The 22,577-nt window shown below is 61.6% G+C and carries 17 protein-coding genes; 9 read left to right on the forward strand and 8 right to left on the reverse strand.

Annotated features, from left to right (window positions below; genetic code table 11):
- The 9 genes from ACZYTC_RS10340 (at position 1) to ACZYTC_RS10380 (ending at position 12,200) form a co-directional block, all read left to right on the forward strand.
- Positions 1-4,476 (forward strand): Eco57I restriction-modification methylase domain-containing protein, encoded by a 4,476-nt coding sequence (locus ACZYTC_RS10340; protein ID WP_488989536.1) that lies wholly within the window; start codon positions 1-3, stop codon positions 4,474-4,476.
- Positions 4,469-6,439 carry a DUF2326 domain-containing protein gene (locus ACZYTC_RS10345; protein WP_488989537.1) on the forward strand — a complete coding sequence of 657 codons (1,971 nt, stop codon included), beginning with the start codon at positions 4,469-4,471 and terminating at the stop codon, positions 6,437-6,439. The genes ACZYTC_RS10340 and ACZYTC_RS10345 overlap by 8 nt, the downstream gene beginning before the upstream one ends.
- Positions 6,436-7,206, forward strand: a complete 771-nt coding sequence (locus tag ACZYTC_RS10350) for an HNH endonuclease (protein WP_488989538.1) — start codon at positions 6,436-6,438, stop codon at positions 7,204-7,206. Before ACZYTC_RS10345 ends, ACZYTC_RS10350 begins: the two co-directional genes overlap by 4 nt.
- Before the next feature lie 177 nt (positions 7,207-7,383).
- Complete coding sequence (locus ACZYTC_RS10355) at positions 7,384-7,998, forward strand: hypothetical protein (protein ID WP_488989539.1); 615 nt, start codon at positions 7,384-7,386, stop codon at positions 7,996-7,998.
- Between the two features lie 160 nt (positions 7,999-8,158).
- Positions 8,159-8,482 carry a DUF2293 domain-containing protein gene (locus ACZYTC_RS10360; protein ID WP_488989540.1) on the forward strand — a complete coding sequence of 108 codons (324 nt, stop codon included), beginning with the start codon at positions 8,159-8,161 and terminating at the stop codon, positions 8,480-8,482.
- An 80-nt stretch (positions 8,483-8,562) separates the two neighbouring features.
- Complete coding sequence (locus tag ACZYTC_RS10365) at positions 8,563-8,703, forward strand: hypothetical protein (RefSeq protein WP_488989541.1); 141 nt, start codon at positions 8,563-8,565, stop codon at positions 8,701-8,703.
- Between the two features lie 800 nt (positions 8,704-9,503).
- Complete coding sequence (locus ACZYTC_RS10370) at positions 9,504-10,523, forward strand: class I SAM-dependent methyltransferase (protein WP_488989542.1); 1,020 nt, start codon at positions 9,504-9,506, stop codon at positions 10,521-10,523.
- A gap of 29 nt (positions 10,524-10,552) precedes the next feature.
- Positions 10,553-11,419, forward strand: a complete 867-nt coding sequence (locus ACZYTC_RS10375; protein WP_454813735.1) for a glycosyltransferase family A protein — start codon at positions 10,553-10,555, stop codon at positions 11,417-11,419.
- 253 nt (positions 11,420-11,672) lie between these two features.
- On the forward strand, positions 11,673-12,200 hold the full coding sequence (locus ACZYTC_RS10380; RefSeq protein ID WP_488989543.1) for a DedA family protein: 528 nt from the start codon (positions 11,673-11,675) through the stop codon (positions 12,198-12,200).
- Between the two features lie 48 nt (positions 12,201-12,248).
- Here the strand turns inward: ACZYTC_RS10380 and ACZYTC_RS10385 are convergent, their stop codons facing one another.
- From ACZYTC_RS10385 to ACZYTC_RS10420, 8 genes are all read right to left on the reverse strand, one after another.
- Complete coding sequence (locus ACZYTC_RS10385; RefSeq protein ID WP_454813733.1) at positions 12,249-13,535, reverse strand: dihydrolipoamide acetyltransferase family protein; 1,287 nt, start codon at positions 13,533-13,535, stop codon at positions 12,249-12,251.
- A gap of 12 nt (positions 13,536-13,547) precedes the next feature.
- Positions 13,548-14,561 (reverse strand): alpha-ketoacid dehydrogenase subunit beta, encoded by a 1,014-nt coding sequence (locus tag ACZYTC_RS10390; protein WP_488989544.1) that lies wholly within the window; start codon positions 14,559-14,561, stop codon positions 13,548-13,550.
- Positions 14,561-15,835, reverse strand: a complete 1,275-nt coding sequence (locus ACZYTC_RS10395) for a thiamine pyrophosphate-dependent enzyme (protein WP_488989545.1) — start codon at positions 15,833-15,835, stop codon at positions 14,561-14,563. The genes ACZYTC_RS10390 and ACZYTC_RS10395 overlap by 1 nt, the downstream gene beginning before the upstream one ends.
- Before the next feature lie 98 nt (positions 15,836-15,933).
- Positions 15,934-17,097, reverse strand: coding sequence for an isovaleryl-CoA dehydrogenase (locus tag ACZYTC_RS10400; protein WP_441772432.1), 1,164 nt, complete (start codon positions 17,095-17,097; stop codon positions 15,934-15,936).
- A gap of 15 nt (positions 17,098-17,112) precedes the next feature.
- Positions 17,113-18,084, reverse strand: coding sequence for a hydroxymethylglutaryl-CoA lyase (locus tag ACZYTC_RS10405; protein WP_488989546.1), 972 nt, complete (start codon positions 18,082-18,084; stop codon positions 17,113-17,115).
- Positions 18,081-20,093, reverse strand: coding sequence for an acetyl/propionyl/methylcrotonyl-CoA carboxylase subunit alpha (locus ACZYTC_RS10410; RefSeq protein WP_488989547.1), 2,013 nt, complete (start codon positions 20,091-20,093; stop codon positions 18,081-18,083). Before ACZYTC_RS10410 ends, ACZYTC_RS10405 begins: the two co-directional genes overlap by 4 nt.
- Positions 20,090-20,863, reverse strand: a complete 774-nt coding sequence (locus ACZYTC_RS10415) for an enoyl-CoA hydratase/isomerase family protein (protein WP_434956149.1) — start codon at positions 20,861-20,863, stop codon at positions 20,090-20,092. Before ACZYTC_RS10415 ends, ACZYTC_RS10410 begins: the two co-directional genes overlap by 4 nt.
- Positions 20,860-22,467 carry a carboxyl transferase domain-containing protein gene (locus ACZYTC_RS10420; RefSeq protein ID WP_488989548.1) on the reverse strand — a complete coding sequence of 536 codons (1,608 nt, stop codon included), beginning with the start codon at positions 22,465-22,467 and terminating at the stop codon, positions 20,860-20,862. Before ACZYTC_RS10420 ends, ACZYTC_RS10415 begins: the two co-directional genes overlap by 4 nt.
- Positions 22,468-22,577: the final 110 nt, after the last annotated feature.

The following is a 22,577-nucleotide window of genomic DNA, read 5'->3' on the forward strand; positions in this document are numbered from 1 at the left end:
ATGGCGCGCAAACCCTTCACCGATATGTCGGCATGGCCTTCCCTCACGCTGGAAGGCAACCTCATCGCCCCGGCCATGGTCGCCAGCATCGACCGCCGGCAAGCCTCCGATCTGGCGGAAGAGGATTATCGCATCCGCAAGGGGCTCACGATCCGCGAGGAGATTTCTACCTCCTTCCGCGTCGGCCAATCTCATTTCGACGCCTTCGCAAAACTTCAGAATCCCTCGGTCGAGGCGACCCGGCGCTTTGTCCGGGCCTTCCTCACAGAGACCTTCGGCTTCGATGATCTCGCTCCGGCCGATGGCACGCTCTCCTTCCTCGCCGGCGGACGTGTCCCGATTGTCGTCGTGCCGCCATCCGAGGAGAAGCTCGATCGCCGCAGTCCGACACTTTCGACCGACCGTTCGCGGTCTCCGGCCTTCGCGCTTCAGGATTATCTCAACGACCATGACGACACGCTTTGGGGGCTGGTGACGAACGGGACCGTCCTGCGGCTCATGCGGGACAATGCCTCGCTGACGCGGCCGGCCTATATCGAAGCCGATCTCGCACAGATTTTCACCAACGAGGATGCCGCGTCCTTCGCGGTTCTCTGGTCGCTGATCCACCGCACACGGTTCGGCGCTGCCGGCGCCCCGGTCACGGACTGCGCGCTGGAACGCTGGCGGGATGCCGGCTCCCGCGAAGGCGAGGCTGCGCGCGATCGGCTGGCGGCACAGGTGGAAACCGCGCTTCGGGTGCTCGGCTCGGGCTTCCTCGAAGCCAATCCCGATCTCGCCACGCGTCTGAAGTCGGGCGAGGTCGACCTGACCGAATGGTTCAACGAGCTTTTGCGCCTCGTCTATCGCCTGATCTTCCTGATGGTGGCGGAAGACCGGAACCTGCTTCATCCCGAGACGGCGACACAGGATGCCCGCAGGCTCTATCGTGAAGGCTACAGCCTCGCGGCGCTGCGCGCCTCATGCGTCCGCGCGGCCACCTGGGACAAGCATCACGACCGCTACGAGGGCGTGAAGATCGTCTTCCGCGCGCTGGCGCATGGACAGGACGCGCTCGGCCTGCCAGCGCTCGGCGGGCTTTTCAGCGATGACAAACTGCCGCATCTAGAAACAGCCCGCCTGCGCAATCGCGCTTTCATGGAGGCGCTCTACCGCCTCTCCTGGCTTTCCGACAAAGCCGGTATGACGCCGGTGAACTGGCGCGCGATGGAGACCGAGGAGTTGGGTTCGGTCTATGAATCCCTACTTGAACTCCAGCCGCAACTTGGTGAGGACGGCAAGTCCCTGCACTTCGCTTCGGAAGCGGCGGAGCAGAAGGGCAACCAGCGCAAGATCACCGGCTCCTATTACACGCCCGACAGTCTTGTGCAGGCGCTTCTCGATACCGCTCTTGATCCCGTGCTCGGCAAGACAGAGTCGGAGGCCGACGATCCGGCTGCGGCACTCCTAAAACTGTCTGTCATCGATCCCGCCTGTGGCTCGGGCCACTTCCTGCTGGCCGCCGCCCGCCGCATAGCGACGCGCATTGCCCGCATCCGCGCTGATGGCACACCTTCACTCATCGATTTTCGTCATGCTTTGCGTGACGTCGCGCGATCGTGCCTGCATGGGGTGGACCGCAACCCGATGGCCGTCGAACTGACCAAGGTCGCGTTGTGGATTGAGACGGTCGATCCAGGTCTTCCACTCGGCTTCTTCGACGCGCAGATTCGTTGCGGCGACTCCCTCCTTGGTGTGTTCGACCTGAAGGCGCTGGAGCAAGGTATTCCCGATGTTGCCTACAAGCCGCTGACCGGCGATGACAAGGACACTGCGAAATACTACGCCCGCGCTAACCGGGACGAGAAAGCTGGTCAGGGAAGTCTGGATTTCGCGGGTGGTCGATCCCGTTTGCCGGCCATCCGGCCGATCGCCACGGAATACACCGGCTTTCGGGCGCTGGGTGAAGACACGCTCGACGATATCCTCACCAAAGATCGCCGCTTCCGGTCGATCCGCGAAAGTGAAGTCTTCCACAAGGCGGAAATGGCTTGCGACCTTTATATCGCAGCCTTCCTTTTGCCGAAGGCTGGCGGTACCCCGACTTCGCGGGGCAGGCGATTGATTCCGACCACCTCGGACGTCTGGCAGGCGCTGGATGACGGGCAGGTCTGGGGACCGATCATCGGACAGGCGACTGCTGCACGCCGTGCCCGCGCCTTTCACTGGCCGCTGGAATTCCCGGATGTGATGCAGCGCGGCGGGTTTGATGTGGTGCTGGGTAACCCGCCGTGGGAGCGGATCAAGCTCCAAGAGCAGGAGTTCTTTGCCAGCCGCTCTCCAGAAATTGCTGGTGCCCAGAACAAATCGGAACGAAGCAAGCTGATCAAGGCGCTTGCAACAGCACTTGAGGGAAGTCCCGAACACGCACTGCATCTCGCCTTTGAGACTGCCAAACGCGAGGCAGAGGCGACTAGCGAGTTCGTCCGAGTGCCGGGCAAGGACGGTGGTCGCTTTGCCCTGACAGGTAGGGGCGACGTTAACACTTATGCCCTTTTTACCGAACTCTTCTCCAAATTGGCTAGACATCGCGCCGGAGTTATTGTGCCAACAGGCGTCGCTACCGATGCAACCACCGCGCCGTTTTTCGCACACCTAGTTTCCGAGAGGCGGCTAGCACAACTGGTGGATTTTGAAAACTCTGCACCGCTCTTTGCTGGCGTGCATCGTAGCTTCAAGTTTAGTTTGCTGACGCTTGGCCGAGATGAAGGCACGGCGCGCTTTGCATTTTACATCACATATCCATCTCAACTGGCGGGGCCAGAGAGAAATTTTCACCTCACATCAGAACAGATTGCTCGGCTGAACCCAAATACTAGAACCGCTTCAGTATTTAGAACCAGAGCAGATGCAGAAATTACAACAAAGATCTATGAGAATTCAACAATCCTAGTGCAAAATGGACTCGGGGTCGATGGCAACCCTTGGGGTGTTAAGTTTTCAATCCTGTTCCATATGGCCAATGATAGCCATCTGTTTCATACTGCTTCATCTCTTGCGACCTTAGGTTATATCCAAGAAGGGGGTAATTGGATTTCAAACGAAAGCACATCGGGTCGAGAGGTATTATTACCGCTGTTCGAAGCGAAGATGTTCGATATATATGACCATCGCTCTGCGTCATACGAAAGTCGTGGAGATGATCGTGGCAATCGAGTCCTGCCTGATACAGAGCTTCATCACCACATGAACCCCGAGTACGAGGTTCAACCCTTCTACTGGATCTCAAAAACGGATGTAACAACGGCCCTGAACAACTATTCGCTTGGGGCAATGTTGGTGTTCAACAAGGTAACAGGCATCGGGAATGAGCGATCCTTCATTCCAACCCTTATGCCCATTGCGGGCTTTGGGGACAGCTTGAATCTGATAAAATCAGATCAACCCGCGACCCTGTACGCATGCCTTTATGCAAACTGTGCATCCCTTTGCTTTGATTTTGTAGTTCGCCGAAAAGTTGGCGGGGTAAATATCAATTTCTTTCATGTTGAGCAGTTGCCTGTGCTCCCCCCTGACTTCTACACTGAACCACGCCTCACCTTCGTCATCCCGAAGGTGCTGGAACTCACCTACACCTCGCACAGCCTCGCCCCCTTCGCCCGCGATCTGGGCCACGAAGGCCCGCCCTTCGCCTGGAACGAGGACCGCCGCGTCAGCCTCCGCGCCGATCTCGACGCTTTCTACGCCCGCGCCTACGGCCTGACCCGCGACGAGCTACGCTACATCCTCGACCCTGCCGACGTGAAAGGCCCTGACTATCCCTCGGAAACCTTCCGCGTGTTGAAGGAGAAGGAAATCCGCCAGCATGGCGAATACCGCACTCAACGCCTCGTGCTCGAAGCCTGGGACCGGATGGAAGCCGACGGAACTTTCGCCGATCTTGGGCTTGGCCACACAGCGGCAGTGTTGCCCGTTCCCGCTGTGGTGCTGCCCCCGCTTGCCGACCTTCCAGATTACGCGTGGGCGTGGCCGGCCACAGTTCAACCGCGCGACCGTCTTCGCTATGCGGCACAATACGCGCTTTGGCAGATGGACCCGACGATCGACGGCGCACACATCCGGTTCGTCATCGCCAGCCTCGCGGAACCTGCACTGCTCACGCCCCTGCTGACGGCAGACGATCAGCAGCATTGGATCAGGCTTCTCGGCTCGGCCGCGCAGCCGGCGCAGGGAGCGATCAGGCTGAGCCCGGCTATTAACGCCGCATGGCGGTCCATGTTCGAGACGCTGATTACATCAGGCCAGTTGGCAGAAAGCGCCGATGGGGCTTGGGCGCAAGGACAGTATTTCAACACGGCAGGGTTGGAAGCCAATTCTATCCATGCCCAGCGAACCGCCTTCGTAATGCGCGCAGTGCGCGGCATGGAGATCGACAAGCTCACCGCCGCCGTCGCGGAGGAAGACAATGTGATCTGGGTGAGGTTCGGCCGTGGCTAATCAGGCCGACCTTTTCGCCCCGGTGATGAAACCACCGAAGGCGCCGAAGGGCCGGGCGGGTCCTCGGCTTTGGGTCCGTCGTCTGGCGATTTTCAAGGATCGCCAGACCCTTATCCGCAATGTCACGCTGAAACCCGGTCTCAACATCGTCTGGACACCGGACATGACGATCAGCGGCCGCCGCGCTTTGGCGCATGGCAGCGGCAAGACCACCTTCTGCCGCTTGCTTCGGGCCTGCCTCGGCGAACCGGGCTATGCAACCGACAACCAGCGATCGCGCCTCATGACGCGACTTCCCGACGGCCTATTCGCGGCCGAGGCTCTGATCGACGGCGTATGCTGGGTCGCCGTCCGCCCGCTGGGGCTGCCGGGCGGAGAGTTTGTTGTTCAGGCCGACTCCATCGAAGACGCGATCGCGCGGGGACATAGCGATGGCGATCAAGGAGTTATTGATCCTGTCATCATCGGCACGTTCTTCCCGACGTTAGCGGGAGCGACGCCGCCAGAGATCAGCCGCGAACAGGTCTGGGATGTGCTTCGGGCTTGGTTGACGCGCGACCAAGAATGTCGCCTCGCCGACATTCTCGCGTGGCGCTCGTCACAGACTCAAACCCGTTCTCGCGCGCAGGTGCTGGGCGAAACCGCCAAGTTGACCATGGTTCGCCTTGCCTTGCGCGCCCTCGATGCGGAAGAGCGTGCGGCCGCCGCCCGTGAGCGGGAACTGGTGGCCACGGTCGAGGACGAGCGCCGCCGCCACGCCTATCAGCAACAACGATATGCTGACGGCTTAAAAGCGTTAAGGCTGGCATTGGGGGCTAGCGATGAAATCGGGTTCGAGGACACGATCGACCAGAAGGGGTTGGTTTCGTTGGCAGAGGCCGCGCTGGCCGAAGCCATGCGGACGGCCGTCCCGAAGCCTCCCGATGTTGGAGCCATCTTTGCTCGCCAAAAGGCCCTCAATGCCGAGCGGGAAACGCTGACGACGAAACAGCAGCAGTTGGACAATGACGCGCGTTTCAAGCGAGGCGAGGCCGAGCGCTACCGCTCCGAAGCCAACCTGGGTGAGATCGACATCACACAAGGCCGGATCAGGGTGTGCCCCGTGTGCCGGGTCAGCATCGACGAGATCAAGGCGAACGGATGCGGCATCTCGCTCGAACCATGTGATCTGGCTGCACTGAAGTCGGCCATAGCGGACAAGCGGAAGAAGGCCGCCGGTCTGGATGCTGAAGCCGGCGGCGCGGAGCAGGAGAGCAAGCTCGTTGGGGCACAGATTCAGCAGTTGGAGCCGAAGCGGCTCGCGCTGGAGGCTGAGGTCAAAACCGCAGATGACGCCACCCGCGCCGCGCAGGCCGTCACGAAGGAGATTCAGGACAGAATCTATCGTGCGAGGCGGACGCTCGACGATGTGCGATCGCTCCGCGAGAGCGCGAAGAATGAAAAACCTGCTCCTTCCGGAACTGCGGCTTTGGATGCGGTTCGCGCGCAGTTGGATGCCGGGCGCTCGCGGGCGCGAGTCGCCATCAGGACGCTGGAGGAGCGGTATCAAGGGATCATGGCTGCTTGGCTACCCGAGGGAATTACCAGTGCCATCAAACTGGATGGCCACGGCCTGAAAGTCGATGCCGAGTTCGCGGGACGAGGCGAGGTATCCACCGCGGCTCTGGACTCGCTCAAGATCGTCGCGTTCGACCTCGCGGCGCTGCATATGGCCATTGAGGAACAGGCCGATCTGCCGGCCTTTCTTGTCCACGACAGCCCACGCGAAGCCGACCTCGATGGGCAACTCTATGCTGGCCTGTTCAAGCTCGTGCATCAGTGGGAGGAAGCAGGAACGCCGTGTTTCCAATACATCATAACGACGACCACCGCCCCACCGCCTGAATTGCAGGACGAACACTACGTCCGGCTTCAGATGAGTTCGACACCGGCAGAAATGCGGTTGTTTGCGATGGATATTTGAGTTTCGACATGGCTCTTGAGGCTCCCCAATCCTTCATCGTCCGGGAAGAATGTGAGAAAGCCGCCTCGCATAACGGCTTCCGCCGTGTTCTGGGCGAGGAAGCCGGATGGCGTGCCTTCGCGTCGACGACGGCGCATGGCGCTATCTATCTGGCGGCTGAAAGCAGTCATGGGCCGTGGTTTCTCGCCACCGACCATGCCGGCGTCGTCGCGGAACTGGATTGGCCAGCCGCCGCCGTGCCCGGCCCCGGCACGCGGCGCTACACCTTCAATGCGCTGGGCGAACTCTACGCGGCGCTGAACCGCGTATATTCCTTGGCGATCAGCCTTCCCGACGCGCCCCTCCGGGACTTCGAACGGCGCGTGGCGGACCTGCCTCAAACCACCGAGGCTGAGCGTTTGGTGGTGCAGCGGATCGGGCAGGACATCTTCCGCGATCGCCTCATGGATTACTGGCAGGGGCGTTGCCCCCTGACGGGAATCTCCGATTCGGCCCTTATACGCGCCTCCCACATCATTCCATGGGCAGAATGCGAAAGCGATGCCGAGCGACTTGACGTGCATAACGGGCTGCTCCTGTCGGCACTGTGGGATGCAGCATTCGATCGCTCCCTGGTGACCTTCGACGACAACGGGACGCCCGAATTCTCACCTCGTCTTAGCGAATGTGGCCGCGCCGAACTTCGCTGGATGGGCCCTATTCAGCTGACAGATAAGCATCGTGAGCGAATGGCTCTCCATCGCCAGAGAGCGCGATCTCAATGGTAGGGACAAGCAAATATGACTGCGTACTGCGTCGACGTCATCGGACACCGCTTGCAAAGTTACACCAGCTAGCACGCGGTCTATGGGCGATGGGCAAGATATTCTCGGTGCCAGACAAGTCGTTGACATCGTTCCCCCTAATCCTGAAATTAAACTGGTTCGTCTTGGGGGGAGAGGAATTTGTATAAGTCGATCGTATCGTCGATGCAGCGTGGCGCTCGTTCGTACGACAAAACGCGGGAACCGGATAGTAATGTCTATCAGGACGGCGCAAAAATCATGCTCGCGCAGGCTGAAAAGGCGCATCTCGATTTCTCGGGCAAGAACAGGCAAAAGCTGACCCAAATCCGGGCCTATGTGCGGGCTCTGAAAGAAAACGGGTTTCGCCAGCCGAAGGACGTATCCAGGTTACTGAACAAGGCCTCAATCACAACGACGGCCGGTGCCCAGTGGTCACCGCGTTTGGTCTGGTTCTTGTTGAAAATCCTTTTCGATTCGGAGAGCCCGCCGCAAGTCGGGAAGGTCCTGCCGGCCAGTCAGCCCGTCGCCAAGCCAGTGCGGCAGCCGCCGACTCGCGAGCCGAAGGCCAAAAAAGAAGCACCTATCCCGCGGACGCCGGATATCGTTTATCCTCGCTCCTCCGCCAAATCCTGGAACGCAGCGGCTGAATTCCGGGCTGCCGCCCTGAACCCCAACATGCGCCTGCGTGCGCCCAAGCCTGTCGCCTTGGATGAGCGCGAAATGCAGCGCAGGCTGCAAGCGCTAGCCGATCATTTCAATTCCGCTGGACGATAACACAGGAACAGGATTTGCAATCGAACGAGCGCCACCGCCATGTACAAATATATAGTTGCATCAGGATCATCGGATGTCATGTGCAAGGTTGCGTACCCAGCAAGAATATAGCTGAGATGATCGTCAATGGGTAGGAACGCGTAAGACTGGAAACCGTTTCTTGTTTGCAGAGGTGCTGCTTCACATGCAGAAACATCACCCTGGTTGTCCGGAACACGTTGCAATAAAAATTGCCAAGAAGGTCGCAGGGCGCCCATGGTGGAGCAAGACGCCGATTGGCAAAGCTGTCGGGAAGACTCTCCACAACTTCATTCGACATGAACTGACCGACTATGAAAGCCTCTTTCGTATCAAAGGCCTGACCCGCGAAGAAGCACATATTATCATCCAGCCAGACATCCTGGATGTCCTCAATTCATGGAAGGAGCCTCAAATAGCCAACGGGCATGGCGCACCCGACTGCACCGTAGATGGCAAAGAATGAAGTGCTGCCAAGGGTGTCTGTCTCGATAGCGACTGTGGTGCTACATTCTGGCGGCCTTTTCGGCATCCTGGGAGTGCAAAATGAAGCTGTGGCAGTCTGTGAACGACAGCACCAACGATTGGGAAAAGCTCAAGGCAGACGTTAAGACCCTTAAGTGGATTATGCTCGTAAATTTTGGCCTGACTTATATCGCACTGTTGGTCATATTGCTGAAGGTGTGAATTTTTTCCCTGGAGCCCCCATTTGAGGATCCACTATTTCAGAGCTGTCTTGCGGCTACTGATAGTGATCTTGCCTGCAACGCGGAATGACCACATTCCAGTTCTCACCTTCGGCATCTAGGGCGCGCCACACCGCTAAGTCAGCATTGACTTGGTCATAGGCGCAAAGCCTGATTTTGCTGCCCTCTCCATACCCGCCGAAAAATCTTCTCATAGATCCAGTCTCGATAAATCTGATCAGAGGCTGCCATTGCCGGGATTAGCACCCCCGCTGTGTCGACGCTCGGCATCTGGCATCTTCATGGCCATCCGTCGACTTCAGTTCGACCCGAGCGCACGTCGAATGCCTCCGACAGGAGCGCGGCTTAGGCCTTAGACGCCCCCCGGCTCAGCCACACCGACCCAGCTAGCGACCGGCAACCGTTCCATGCTGGCATTCTTGCCCATATGAACGCCCATTCAGCGCCGGATCCTTGCGTTCTTGCCGCAGCGTTCATCTACACTGCTAAATTGTTTCTCTCTCTTGGCAAATTCACGGCGGAGTCACGTTTACTTACATACTTCAGCGGAGTAATAAAAGTTCATCCTTAGAGCTCCCAAAATTGTTTAAGAACCACACAAATATCAATTGTCCCTTGTGCAGATTCGACGATGTCCAAGTTGTCGAAGAACGTAGACATGCACCTGTATTTTCAAATCGCCTTCCGGTGAACCATTCAAATGCAATAAGATTTCCATCAAGAAACTTACATGTTATCGGATGCAAGAGATGCGGATTTTTATGGAATAATGCCTTCGCAGTGGAATCTATACATTTTGACGGCGAGTACGAACAAGATGGAACCTATTCGTCTTCTTACAGGTCGTACCTAGACGAGGTCGCCTCAAAAGCAATTAAAAGCATAAATTTTGTAGAAAAACTTAGAATTCTGGAAATCGGGTGCGGACAAGGACAATTCCTTTGCCATCTGATCAGAATGGACAAGGACAATCGAATCGAAACGATCGATGGATTCGATCCGGCGTATCGAGGATTGAAGGGAGCGTTTGGCAACAATATCAACATTCATGGTCAATATTTCAACAAGTCTTCCTCTAAAATTCTTTCGGTAAAACCAAACCTAATCATTCTCAGGCATGTAATTGGTTACGTGCAAGATCCCGTCGGATTCCTGACTTTGCTACGCGAAGTTATCGATGACAATGAAACCACATTGTTCATTGAATCGCCCGACGCTGCATGGGTTCTGAATAATAGAGCCATCCAAGATATATTCTACGAAACCTGTTCATTCTATACGCCATCGAGTCTTGCCATGGCATGCCGGTTGAGCGGCTTCGACATGGTGTCTTCGACCTCGGTCTTCGGAGACCAGTACTTTCTTGCAACGGCACGGCCATCCACGGTTTACAGGCCGCCGGAGCTTCCGAATCTGATCGCGTATCGCGAGCAATACATCGCCTATTGGCGTGGATTGATTGCCGAGAGCCAGGGGCCGGTTGCAGTGTGGGGAGCAGCGGCGAAGGGTGTCGGCTTCACCCAATTGGTAGATCCCGGCAGCGACTTGATCGAAATGCTGGTCGATATCAATCCGGCCAAGCAGGGATGCTTCGTGCCGATCACAGGCCATCGAATCGTTTCGGCCCAGGAAGCCGTGCAAGCTGGCGTCAGGACGATCATCGTCGCCAATCCGCTCTACCGCGACGAGGTCGATGCCATGTTTCGCGCACTCGGCGGCAGCGCCAAGGTCATCGGTCTCGAAGGCACACCGGCGACGCCCCTGCCCCGAGGTGACGCGCAGCCTGCGTCCGCTGCATGACTGCGTCATTTGCCGAGAAAGCCCCTTTCATGAAACCAGTTCAGCGCGTCACCATCGGTGTTCCGATTTTCAACGGCGGAGAGTTGCTGCGTTCCTGCCTTGAAAATCTGCGCAGACAGACCTTCATCAATTTCAAGGTTGTGATCTTCGACAATCGTTCCACTGACAACACCCCGGCGATCTGCAAGGAATATGTCGACCTGGACGCTCGCTTCTCCTATCACCTCAATGAAGAAAATATCGGCGCGTGGCCCAACCTGGTCGCATTGGCGAAGGCATGCGACAGCGAATACTTCATATGGCGCGCCTATGACGATCACAGCGACGAGAATTACCTCGAAGAAATGGTAAAGCTCCTGGATTCGCACCCGGATGCGGAACTTGCCGTCGGACGCGTCGAGACCCTGCGAGAACATCGCTCCCGGAAAAAAATCGTCACCCCGGCGCTCGAAGGCCTGCCGACAGGACGCACGGCGAGCATTCGCCTGATGAAACGAGCGCATGCGAGCTGGCTATACAGCCTGTGGAGAACACGAACTCTCCAGGACCGTCTCGACAAGGTGATCCCCTGTTACCCGTTCGCCTGGGGCGGAGATTTCGTCGTTCTCTTCGAAACTCTCTACCGCACTCGCGTCGCCGGGTCGAACCGATCGACCTTCTACCAGCGGATCATCGAGCGTGATTACAAGGCAGCGCCCGAGCAGCTCACCATCAAGCTTGAAAACGTGGTGACCTACAGGAACGCCGCGCGGGACTTCCTCCAAAGCAAGTCCGGGTTCCACGCCGCTGGCTGGATCAGCAAGGCCTTGCTTGCCTATCTCATTTCCTGGTTCGTCGAGCATCGGATCTATCCGGCGAGAAAGGTACGAAAGCTGAAAAGGCAAGTTTGCCCCTAGAGGTACTTTGCGATTTGCCGGCGGCGGTAAGAATCGCAAAGACGCGTTGGGCGGAGCGTGCCTGATCGCCCCCTTACAACTCCGTAAATTGACACGGCAGCGCGGCTATCCCTTACTGCGGCCGCGTTACGGATTCGAGCCGAATACGACGGATGCTGGCCCCTCGGGCCATCGCTCAAATCCGTCGTGGCGTGCGGATGTCCCGCCCGCATATTGCATCTGCCCCCATTGTGAAACCGCGTCCCTGCGCCCTATGACACTCGCCGATATCACGCAAACCGTCATCGCCTTTGTCCGCGCGCATGAAGGCTGGGGCATCCTCGTTGTGCTGCTGCTGGCCTTCGGGGAATCGCTCGCCTTCGTCTCGCTGCTGGTTCCGGCGACGGTCATCCTACTCGGAATCGGTTTTCTCATCGGGGAAGGCGGCATGTCGCTCTGGCCCTTCTGGGCTGCGGCGGCGCTGGGGGCCTTTCTGGGCGATTGGCTGTCCTATTGGATCGGTCTCAAGCTTGAAAATCGCGCTGCCCATTACTGGCCGCTCTCGCGCTATCCGGACCTGCTGCCGCGCGGCCATCGCTTCTTTGAGAAGTGGGGTACGCCCGGCGTCTTCTTCGGTCGTTTTCTCGGGCCTCTGCGGGCCTCGGTACCGCTAGTTGCCGGCATCTGCCAGATGCCGGCACTCCCGTTTCAGCTCGTGAACGCTTCCTCGGCCGTGATCTGGGCCTTCGGCGTGCTGGCGCCCGGTGCCCTGGGGCTGAACTGGCTGCAATCGCTGTTCTGATCGGGGTTTGGATGGGGCAGCATCTTCGAATCCCGATCCGGAAAGACACTACACCATCAGCCGAACCGGTGCTTCCAACTCGCCCTTTACCGTCTTGATGAAGGCGGCGGCATCGAAGCCGTCGACGATGCGGTGATCGAAGGATGAGGAGAGGTTCATCAGCTTGGCGACGGCGATCTGACCGTTCTTCACCACCGGCCGTTCGACAATCTTGTTGACGCCGACGATGGCAACCTCGGGCGGATTGATGATCGGCGTCGCGGCGATGCCGCCGAGCGCCCCCAGGCTGGAGACCGTAATGGTCGAGCCCGTCAGTACCTCGCGGCTGGCCTTGCCGGTTCTGGCGAGCTCGCTGAGCTTAACGATCTCGGCAGCGAGCTGATGCAGCGTCAGCATTTCGGCATGGCGGATCACCGGCACCACCAGGCCGCGGGGCGTCTGCGTCGCCACGCCGATATGCACGGCGTTGTAACGATGGATGACAGCCGCCTCGGCATCGTAGCGGGCGTTGACGATGGGGTGCTGGGCGATGCCGCGCACCATCGCTTTGATCAGGAAGGGCAGCAGCGTCAGCTTCGGCCAGCCGACGGCGGCCGTATTGATCTCGGCGCGCGCCGCTTCGAGGGCGGTGACGTCGATCTCCTCGACATAGGTGAAATGCGGCACGCTGCGCTTGGCTTCCAGCATGCGCTCGGCAATCTGGCGTCGCAGGCCGATCACCTTGATATCTTCGATGCTGTCATCGCCGACCGTGGGCGGAGGTGGCACGGGCGCGCGCGCCGCCGGGGCTGAAGCCGGGGCCTGGGGTTGGCTGCGGGTCAGATGATCGTCGAGATCGGCATGCTCGATGCGCCCATCGGGACCGCTGCCGCGGATCTTGGCACCATCAAGCCCGAGAGCCGCCAACCGGGAGCGCACAGCGGGTGCCGCCAGGACTTTGCCCGAGACTGCCGGAGTGACCGCATGCGGCGACGCGGCAGCAGGCGCAGCAGCCGGCACCGGGGCTGACGCGGTCTTGGCAGGTGCCTTGGCGGGTTTCGCCGGCGCCGGGGTGGAGGCGGCCACGGGCTCGACAGCAGGCGCCTCGGCCTCGCCACCGGTATCGATCACCACCAATTCGCTGCCGATCGAAGCCATCACGCCGACTTCGGCATGACGCGCCAGGATGCGGCCCGACACGGGCGAGGTGATCTCGACCGTGGCCTTGTCGGTCATCACATCGACCAGCGGGTCGTCCTCCTGGATCTCCTGCCCGATCTCCGCATGCCAGGCGACGATTTCGGCCTGGGCGATGCCTTCGCCGACATCCGGCAATTTGAACACGAAATTGCTCATGATCGTCTCCCCTCAGCCTGCCATCACTTTGCGCATGCCTTCCCCCACCCGCCTGGGGCCGGGGAAATACTGCCATTCGAAGGTATGCGGATAGGGCGTATCCCAACCCGTGACACGCTCGATCGGTGCTTCCAGATGGTGGAAACAGCGCTCCTGCACCAGCGCCGACAATTCGGCACCGAAGCCGCCGGTGCGCGTCGCTTCGTGCACGATCAGGCAGCGGCCCGTCTTCTTCACCGATTCCTCGATCGCCTCGATGTCGACGGGCAGAATCGTCCTCAGATCGAGGATCTCGGCATCGATACCGGTCTCCTGCGTCGCGGCTACGGCCACATGCACCATGGTGCCGTAGGCCAGAATGGTCAGTTCCCTGCCCTCCCGGACGATTGCGGCCTTGCCGAGCGGCACCTTGTAATGCCCCGTCGGCACGTCGGCCCCGGCCTGATCGGTCCAGGGCTTCAGCGGGCGGTCGTGATGACCATCGAAGGGACCGTTGTAGAGTCGCTTCGGCTCGAGGAACAGCACGGGATCGTCGTCCTCGACCGCGCTGATCAGCAGGCCCTTGGCATCATAAGGGGTGGACGGGATCACCGTCTTGATGCCGCACACATGGCTGAACAGGCCTTCCGGGCTCTGGCTGTGGGTCTGACCGCCGAAAATGCCGCCGCCATAGGGCGAGCGGATGGTGATCGGCGAGGTGAATTCTCCGCCCGAGCGATAGCGCAGGCGCGCCGCTTCCGAGACGATCTGGTCGAAGCCGGGATAGATGTAATCGGCGAACTGACACTCGACGATGGGCCTCAGCCCATAGGCGCCCATGCCGATGGCAATGGCGATCAAGCCACCTTCGGCGATCGGGGCATCGAAGACGCGTTGCGAGCTGTAGCGTTGCTGCAGGCCGTCAGTGCAGCGGAACACGCCGCCGAAAAAGCCGACATCCTCGCCGAAGATCAACACGTTGGGATCATTCTTGAGCAGGACATCCATGGCCGAGTTGAGGGCCTGCACCATGTTCATGGCGGGCATTATTTGCCCTCCTTCTTATTAGCGGCGTCCTTGGCGGCTTCGAATTGGTTGAGTTCGGCCAATTGCTCCTTGAGATGCCAGGGCATGTCCTTGAAGACGTCCTCGAACATGGTCTCATTGCCGTGATGCGGCCCGTCGCTGAGAATGCCGTGGCGCTGGGCCTCGACATTGGCCGCCTTGACCTCGGCCTGCAATTCCTTTGCCTGCGCCTGATGGCGCTCCTCGTTCCATTCGCCCAGGCCGATGAGATGGCGTTTCAGGCGCTCGACCGGGTCGCCGAAAGGCCAGTACTTCTCCTCGTCGCCCGGGCGATAGCGGCCGGGATCATCGCTGGTAGAATGAGCCGCGACGCGATAGGTGAACAGCTCGATCAGGGTCGGGCCATGGTTGGAGCGGGCCCGCTCGGCGGCCCAGCGCGTCACCGCATAGACGGCGAGCAGATCGTTGCCGTCGACCCGGATGCCCGGCATGCCAAAGCCGATGGCGCGCGAGGCGAAGGTCGCCTCCTCCCCGCCGGCGACGCCCTGGCTTGATGAAATCGCCCATTGATTGTTGACGAGATTGATCAGCACTGGCGCGTGATAGACCGAGGCGAACACCATGCCGTGGTGGAAATCACCCTCGGCAGAGGAACCGTCGCCGATCCAGGCCGCGGCGATGCGGCGATCGCGCTTGTAGGCCGACGCCATGGCCCAGCCGACGGCCTGCGGCACCTGGGTGGCGAGATTGCCAGAAATGGAGAAGAAACCGGCCTCCTTGGCGGAATAGAGCACCGGCAATTGCCGCCCCTTCAGCCTGTCTTGCCCGTTGGAATAGATTTGCGACATCATGTCGGTCAGCGGCCAGCCACGCGCCACCAGCAGGCCTTGCTGGCGGTAGGTCGGAAAGCACATGTCACCGGCTTCCAGCGCCAGCGCCTGGCCGACAGCGACCGCCTCCTCACCGGTGCATTTCATGTAGAAGGAGGTCTTGCCCTGGCGCTGTGCCTTGAACATCTGGTCGTCGAAATAGCGCGTCAGCATCATGGCGCGCAGGCCCTTGCGCAGAGTATCGGCATCGAGCTTGGGATCCCAGGGGCCGAGCGCCCTGCCCTCGTCGTCGAGCACCCGCACCAGACCGAAGGCAAGGTCGCGGGTTTCCGAGGCGACGGCGCCGACCGGCGGGCGCTGGGCCTCGCCCGCACCCGGCAGATTGAGATAGCTGAAATCGGGCGTATCGCCCGGCCGGAAGCGTGCGTCCGGAATGTGCAGGCTAAGCGTGGTCTTCTTGGTCATCGAACGGGCGCTCCCAGGAGGTCTTGTTGTGACCGTCGTGCTGTCCGGCTGGCGTGAGAATGCGTCTGGCCGTATCGTTTCGGGCGTGTCCTGCGATGTCAGCTCGTCTCGCGAAAGATCTCGCGGCCGATCAGCATGCGTCGGATTTCGGAGGTGCCGGCGCCGATTTCGTAAAGCTTGGCGTCACGCAGCAGGCGTCCGGCCGGAAAATCGTTGATGTAGCCGTTGCCGCCCAGGGCTTGGATGGCCTCGAGTGCGACCTTGGTGGCGTTCTCGGCCGAATAGAGGATGCAGCCGGCGGCGTCCTTGCGGGCAACCTCGCCGCGGTCGCAGGCAGCGGCCACCGCATAGGTATAGGCGCGCGAGGCATTGTAGAGGGTGTACATGTCGGCGAGCTTGCCCTGCATCAGTTGGAAGGTGCCGATGGCTTCGCCGAACTGCTTGCGCTCATGGACATAGGGCACGACGAGGTCGAGCGCCGCAGCCATCAACCCGATCGGCCCACCCGATAGCACCACCCGCTCGAAATCGAGGCCGGACATCAGGATGCGGACACCATCGCCGACCTTGCCGAGCAGATTGGCTGACGGCACGAAGCAATCCTCGAAAACTAACTCGCAGGTGCTGGAGCCGCGCATGCCGAGCTTGTCGAGCTTGGGCGAGGTCCGGAAGCCGGCAAAGCCGCGCTCGACGATGAAGGTGGAGATGCCCTTCGGGCCGGCGGCCGGATCAGTCTTGGCATAGACGACCAGCACGTCGGCATCGGGACCGTTGGTGATCCACATCTTGGTGCCGTTGAGGACGAAACCACCGTCGCGAGCCTCGGCCTTGAGGCTCATCGATACCACGTCCGAGCCGGAGCCGGCCTCCGACATCGCCAGCGAGCCGACATGTTCGCCCGAGATCAGCTTGGGCAGATAACGTTGCTTCTGATCGGGATTGGCATGGCGGGTGAGCTGGTTGACACACAGATTGGAATGAGCGCCATAGGAAAGCCCCACCGCGCCAGAGGCCCGGCTGATTTCCTCCATGGCGACGCAATGGGCAAGGTAGCCCATGCCCGAGCCGCCGTACTCCGCTTCGGCAGTGACGCCGAGCAGGCCGAGGGCACCGAGTTCGGGCCACAGGTCGCGCGGAAAGGCATTGTCGCGATCGATGGCGGCGGCACGCGGCGCAACCTTCTCCGCCGCGAAACGCTGCACCATGCGGCGCAATTCCTCGATGTCTTCGCCGAGATTGAAGTTCAGGCCGCCGTCATACATGAGCCCTCTCCCTGATTATTTTACTTTAGCCGCCAGAGCCTGGCCCGTGCGCGAGCGCGGGGCTGAGCCGAGCGCCGCACAGACAGCCCTGCCCGCCGCCGCGACCTTGTCGAGATCGACCCCGGTTTCGACGCCAAGGCCATCGAGCATGTAAACGAGATCCTCGGTGGCCAGGTTTCCACTCGCCCCCGGTGCATAGGGGCAGCCGCCAAGGCCGGCGACGGAGGAATCCACCACGGTGACGCCGAGATCGAGACAGGCCAGGACATTGGCGAGCGCCTGGCCGTAGGTGTCGTGGAAATGCACGGCGGTACGCTGGATACCGATCTCGCTGGCCACCGCCGCCGTCATCGCGCGCGCCGCATCGGGCGTTCCCACGCCTATGGTGTCGCCGAGTGAGATTTCCTCGCACCCCATCGCGGCCAAGGCCGTCGCCACCGAGACCACGGCGGAGACAGCCACCTGCCCTTCATAGGGGCAGCCCAGGACACAGCTGACATAGCCACGCACCTTCAGGCCCTTGGCCCGGGCCTCAGCCACGATCGGGCGGTATTCGTCGAGGCTCTCTTCGATGCTGCGATTGATATTGCGACGGCTGAAGCTCTCGGAGGCCGCAGCAAAGACCGCGATATACTTCGCCTTGGCCGCAAGCGCGTCGGCAAAGCCACGAGCATTGGGCACCAGCACAGGCAGGTGGATGGGTGGGTCGATCTCCAGATCGACCTTACTCCCTGCCTCCGCGCTATGGGTCGATCTGGAGATCGACCCACCGAACGAGGACAGCCCGGCCAGCACGTCGGCGGTCTGAGCCATCTGCGGCAGATTTCTGGGCGAGACGAAGCTGCCGGCTTCCACCGTGCGCAGCCCGGCCGCGGCAAGATCGCGGATCAAGGCGATGCGGGTCTCGACCGGCAGCACCTTCGCCTCGTTCTGGAGGCCATCACGGGGGCCGACCTCGAAGATCTCGATGGTACCGGCCCGGCTCACGGCTCGATCTCCAGCACCACCAGCTCGGCGCCGGCGACGACCTGATCGCCCACGGCGACATCGACGACCTTGACGATACCGGCTCGAGGCGCCGAGACGGTGTGTTCCATCTTCATGGCCTCGATCACCACCAAAGGCTGCCCCTTCTCGACCGTCGCTCCAGCCACGGCGCTCACCGAAAGAACGAGGCCTGGCATCGGCGACAGGATGCGGCCCACGCCCTCGCTTTCCACGCCGCGCGGCTTGCGGGCGTCGCGCAACCCGAAAGCATAGGATCGGCCATCCACGAACAAGGTCAGCGTTTCGCCGAACAAGACGGCGCGGGCCTTCAGCACGGTCTCGCCGATCCGCAGCCGCGCCGTTCCGTCGGCATCGAGGCTACCCGCGACATTGACCCGCTGGTCCGCGAGATGCAGCTCATACCCCTCGGCCAACCAGGCGGCATCGACGCCGATCAGCGTGTCACCCCAGGCCAGCTCCAGCTTGCGCCGCGCCGAACCGGAGAGGCGCCAGCCGCCGGTCTCGCCCCAGGGCGAATGGGGATCGGTCGGATCGCCCGTCTTGGCCTGGCTCTCGGTGGCCCGCAGCGCCACGAAGGCAGCCGCCGCAATCACCTCATCCGCCGGATACGGGGATGGTTCCAGCAACTCGGCCTGGTGGTGCTCGATGAAACGTGTGTCGACCCCGCCTGCGGCAAAGGCTGGGTGGCGGATGATGGCGGCGAGGAAATCCCGATTGGTATGGGGCCCGACCACCTCGACGGCATCGAGCCCGGCCCCGAGCCGGGCAATAGCTTCGGCGCGGTCGGTGCCGGCAGTAATCACCTTGGCGAGCAGGGAATCATAGTGCATCGAGACGGTGTCCCCGCTACGAAAGCCGCTGTCGACACGAAGACCGGACAGGCCCTCGGGCAGCGCCAGATGCTCGATCCTGCCGATGCTCGGCAGGAAGCCACCGGCCGGATCCTCGGCGCACAGGCGCGCTTCCAGGGCGTGGCCCGTGCAGGTGATCGCCTCCTGCGCCAGCGGGAGCGGCGCGCCGCCAGCCACCCGCAGTTGCCAGGACACCAGGTCGAGGCCGGTGACCGCCTCCGTCACCGGATGCTCGACCTGAAGCCTGGTATTCATCTCCATGAAATAGAAATGGTCGTCGGCGACCAGGAATTCGACCGTGCCGGCCCCGACATAGTCAACCGAACGGGCGCAGGTGACCGCCGCCTGGTGCAGGCCGTCGCGCAGGGCGGACGGCAGATCGGGCGCCGGCGCCTCCTCGATCACCTTCTGGTGGCGGCGCTGCACCGAGCAGTCGCGGTCGAACAGATGCACGGTATTGCCGTGGTGGTCGGCAAAGACCTGGACCTCGACATGGCGGGCGACCTGCAGATAACGCTCGATCACCATGCGGTCGTCGCCGAAGGAGGAACGCGCCTCGCGCTGGGCCGCCTGCAAGGCGGCCGCCAGGTCTTCGCTGCGGCTGACGATGTGCATGCCCTTGCCGCCGCCGCCGGCCGAAGGCTTGAGCAGCACCGGAAAACCGATGGCCTCCGCCGCACGCATCAGCGTGTCGAGGCTCTGGTCCTCGCCCTCATAGCCCGTCAACACCGGCACGCCGGCAGCGGCCATGCGGGAACGCGCCTGCGCCTTGTCGCCCATGGCGAGGATGGTCTCGGCCGACGGCCCCACGAAGGTGATGCCTTCAGCCGCGCAGGCCCGGGCGAACTCGGCATTCTCGGCCAGGAAGCCATAGCCGGGATGGATGGCGTCGGCGCCGCTTGCCTTGGCGGCGGCGATCAACTTGTCGATCGACAGATAGCTTTCTCGGGAGGGGGCGGGGCCGAGACGCAGCGCCCGGTCCGCCAGCGCCACGGCGAGGCTGTGGGCATCTGCGTCGGAATAGACGGCGATGGTGCGGATGCCCATGGCGCGGGCCGTGCGGATGATGCGCACAGCGATCTCGCCGCGATTGGCGATCAAGAGCACGCGAATGGGTCTGGGTCGATGGGCGGTCATGACATCCATCCAGGCTTGCGCTTGGCGAAGAAGGCGGCGAGGCCCTCACGCGCCTCGGGCGAAGAGCGGATCGTGGCAATGCGTCGGGCGCTTTCCTCGATGCGTTCGGCCGTGATGGGTCCGGCCATGTCATCAGCCAGTTTCTTGGCGGCGGCGACGGCCTCGGGGCCCCCCGCTAAGATATCCGAAAGACAGCGCTGCACCGTCTCGTCCAGCGTCTCGGGCGACGCTATTTCATGGATCAGGCCGTATCTCAGGGCATCCTCGGCCGAAAAGCGCTCAGCCGTGAGGAAGAGGCGGCGCGCGGCACGCTGGCCGATCGCCCTGACGACATAGGGGCTGATCGCCCCGGGGATGAGACCGAGGCGCACCTCGCTGAGGGAGAAACGCGCCTGCGGCACGGCAATGGCAATGTCGCAGCAAGCCACCAGGCCGACCGCCCCGCCAAAGGCCGCCCCCTGCACCCGCGCGAGCGTCGGCTTGGAGCAGGTATCGACCACCCGCAGCAGTTCGGCAAGCTGGCGCGCATCGGCCAGATTGTCTTCCGGCGAGGCATCGGCGGCGCGGCGCATCCAGGCAAGATCGGCCCCGGCCGAGAAGGCCTTGCCCTCGGCCTGCAGCAGTACGGCCCTGACCGTGCCGTCGGCGCCCACCTCGGCAAAGGTTCGGGTCAGTTCGGCGATGAGCGCTTCGTCGAAGGCATTCAACACCTCGGGACGATCCAGGGTGAGGACCGCGACCGGCCCATTCCGTTCGACCCTCAGACTCACATCCGGAACACGCCGAAGCGTGTCTCCCTGGCTGGAGCATTGCGCGCGGCCGACAGGGCCAGCGCCAGCACCATGCGGGTTTCGGCCGGATCGATGATGCCGTCGTCCCACAGCCGCGCCGTCGAGTAATAGGGGTTGCCCTGCTCCTCATACTGGGCCCGGATCGGCGCCTTGAAGGCTTCCTCGGCCTCGGTGTCGATTTTGGACTCATCGGTCCCGGCCGCATCCCGGCGCACTTGCGCCAGCACATTGGCGGCCTGTTCGCCTCCCATCACGGAGATGCGGGCATTGGGCCACATCCACAGGAAGCGCGGATCATAGGCACGGCCGCACATGGCATAATTGCCGGCGCCGAAGCTGTTGCCGATCACAACGGTGAATTTCGGCACGTTTGCCGCCGCCACCGCCGCCACCAGCTTCGCGCCGTCCTTGGCGATGCCGCCCGCCTCATACTCCCGGCCGACCATGAAACCGGTGATGTTCTGCAGGAAGAGTAGGGGAATGCCGCGTTGGCAGGCGAGCTCGATGAAATGAGCCCCTTTAAGCGCCGATTCGGAGAAGAGGATGCCATTATTGGCAATGATGCCGACGGGATAGCCCCAGATCCGGGCAAAACCGGTGACCAGCGTAGTGCCGAAATCGGCCTTGAATTCGTCGAATTCCGAACCGTCGACCAGCCTGGCGATGACCTGACGCACATCATACGGCTTGCGGGGATCGGCTGAGACGATGCCGTAGATTTCCTTGGGATCGTAGAGCGGCGGCCTGGGCGCCGCGAGGTCGGCGTCGTCATGCTTACGCCGGTTGAGATTGCCGACGATCTCCCGCGCAACACCAAGGGCATGGGCATCGTTCTCCGCAGCATAGTCTGCGACGCCCGAGGTGCGGGTGTGGGTGTCGGTGCCGCCCAGCACCTCCGCGCTGACCGTCTCACCAGTGGCTGCCTTCACGAGCGGCGGGCCGCCGAGGAAAATCGTGGCTTGGTTGCGCACCATCACGACCTGATCGGCCATGGCAGGCACATAGGCGCCGCCCGCCGTCGAACTGCCCATCACCACCGCGATCTGTGGAATGCCGGCGGCCGACAGGCGCGCCTGGTTGAAGAAGATGCGGCCGAAATGCTCTCGGTCGGGAAACACCTCGTCCTGCTTGGGCAGGAAGGCCCCGCCGGAATCGACCAGGTAGACGCAAGGCAGATGATTCTCGGCGGCAATGGCCTGCGCCCGCAGATGCTTCTTCACCGTCATCGGGAAATAGGTGCCGCCCTTCACCGTGGCATCGTTGGCGACGATCATGCATTCCTGGCCGGAGACCCGGCCGATGCCGGTGATCAGCCCGGCAGCCGGAACCTCATCGCGATAAAGGCCGAAGGCGGCAAGTTGGGAAAGCTCCAGGAACGGAGCTCCGGCATCGAGAAGCAGTTCAATGCGGTCGCGCGGCAGCAGCTTGCCGCGCTTGAGATGCTTTTCGCGCGCGGAGGCCGAACCGCCGCCACCAGCGCGCTGATTGCGTTCGCGCAATTCAGCGGCGAGCGCTGCCAGCGCATCGTGATTGCGCTGAAAAGCCTCCGACCGCCGATCGATGGCACTCCCTATGACCGGCATGCAGACCGCCTTGCCTGTTGCAAGCCGCTTGCGATGCGGCCCTGATTGGATCATAAACGAACGGACGTTTGTTTCTATAGTCGGGGGCGGGTTTCTCCGCAAGTGGTTTC

Source organism: Labrys sp. F242, assembly GCF_057813875.1.

Coding starts and splice junctions, on each gene's coding strand:
- ACZYTC_RS10340 (WP_488989536.1), top strand. CDS start 1: ATGGCGCGCAAACCCTTCACCGATATGTCGGCATGGCCTTCCCTCACG.
- ACZYTC_RS10365 (WP_488989541.1), top strand. CDS start 8,563: ATGAAGCTGTGGCAGTCTGTGAACGACAGCACCAACGATTGGGAAAAG.
- ACZYTC_RS10375 (WP_454813735.1), top strand. CDS start 10,553: ATGAAACCAGTTCAGCGCGTCACCATCGGTGTTCCGATTTTCAACGGC.
- ACZYTC_RS10380 (WP_488989543.1), top strand. CDS start 11,673: ATGACACTCGCCGATATCACGCAAACCGTCATCGCCTTTGTCCGCGCG.
- ACZYTC_RS10385 (WP_454813733.1), bottom strand. CDS start 13,535: ATGAGCAATTTCGTGTTCAAATTGCCGGATGTCGGCGAAGGCATCGCC.
- ACZYTC_RS10390 (WP_488989544.1), bottom strand. CDS start 14,561: ATGCCCGCCATGAACATGGTGCAGGCCCTCAACTCGGCCATGGATGTC.
- ACZYTC_RS10395 (WP_488989545.1), bottom strand. CDS start 15,835: ATGACCAAGAAGACCACGCTTAGCCTGCACATTCCGGACGCACGCTTC.
- ACZYTC_RS10400 (WP_441772432.1), bottom strand. CDS start 17,097: ATGTATGACGGCGGCCTGAACTTCAATCTCGGCGAAGACATCGAGGAA.
- ACZYTC_RS10410 (WP_488989547.1), bottom strand. CDS start 20,093: ATGACCGCCCATCGACCCAGACCCATTCGCGTGCTCTTGATCGCCAAT.
- ACZYTC_RS10420 (WP_488989548.1), bottom strand. CDS start 22,467: ATGCCGGTCATAGGGAGTGCCATCGATCGGCGGTCGGAGGCTTTTCAG.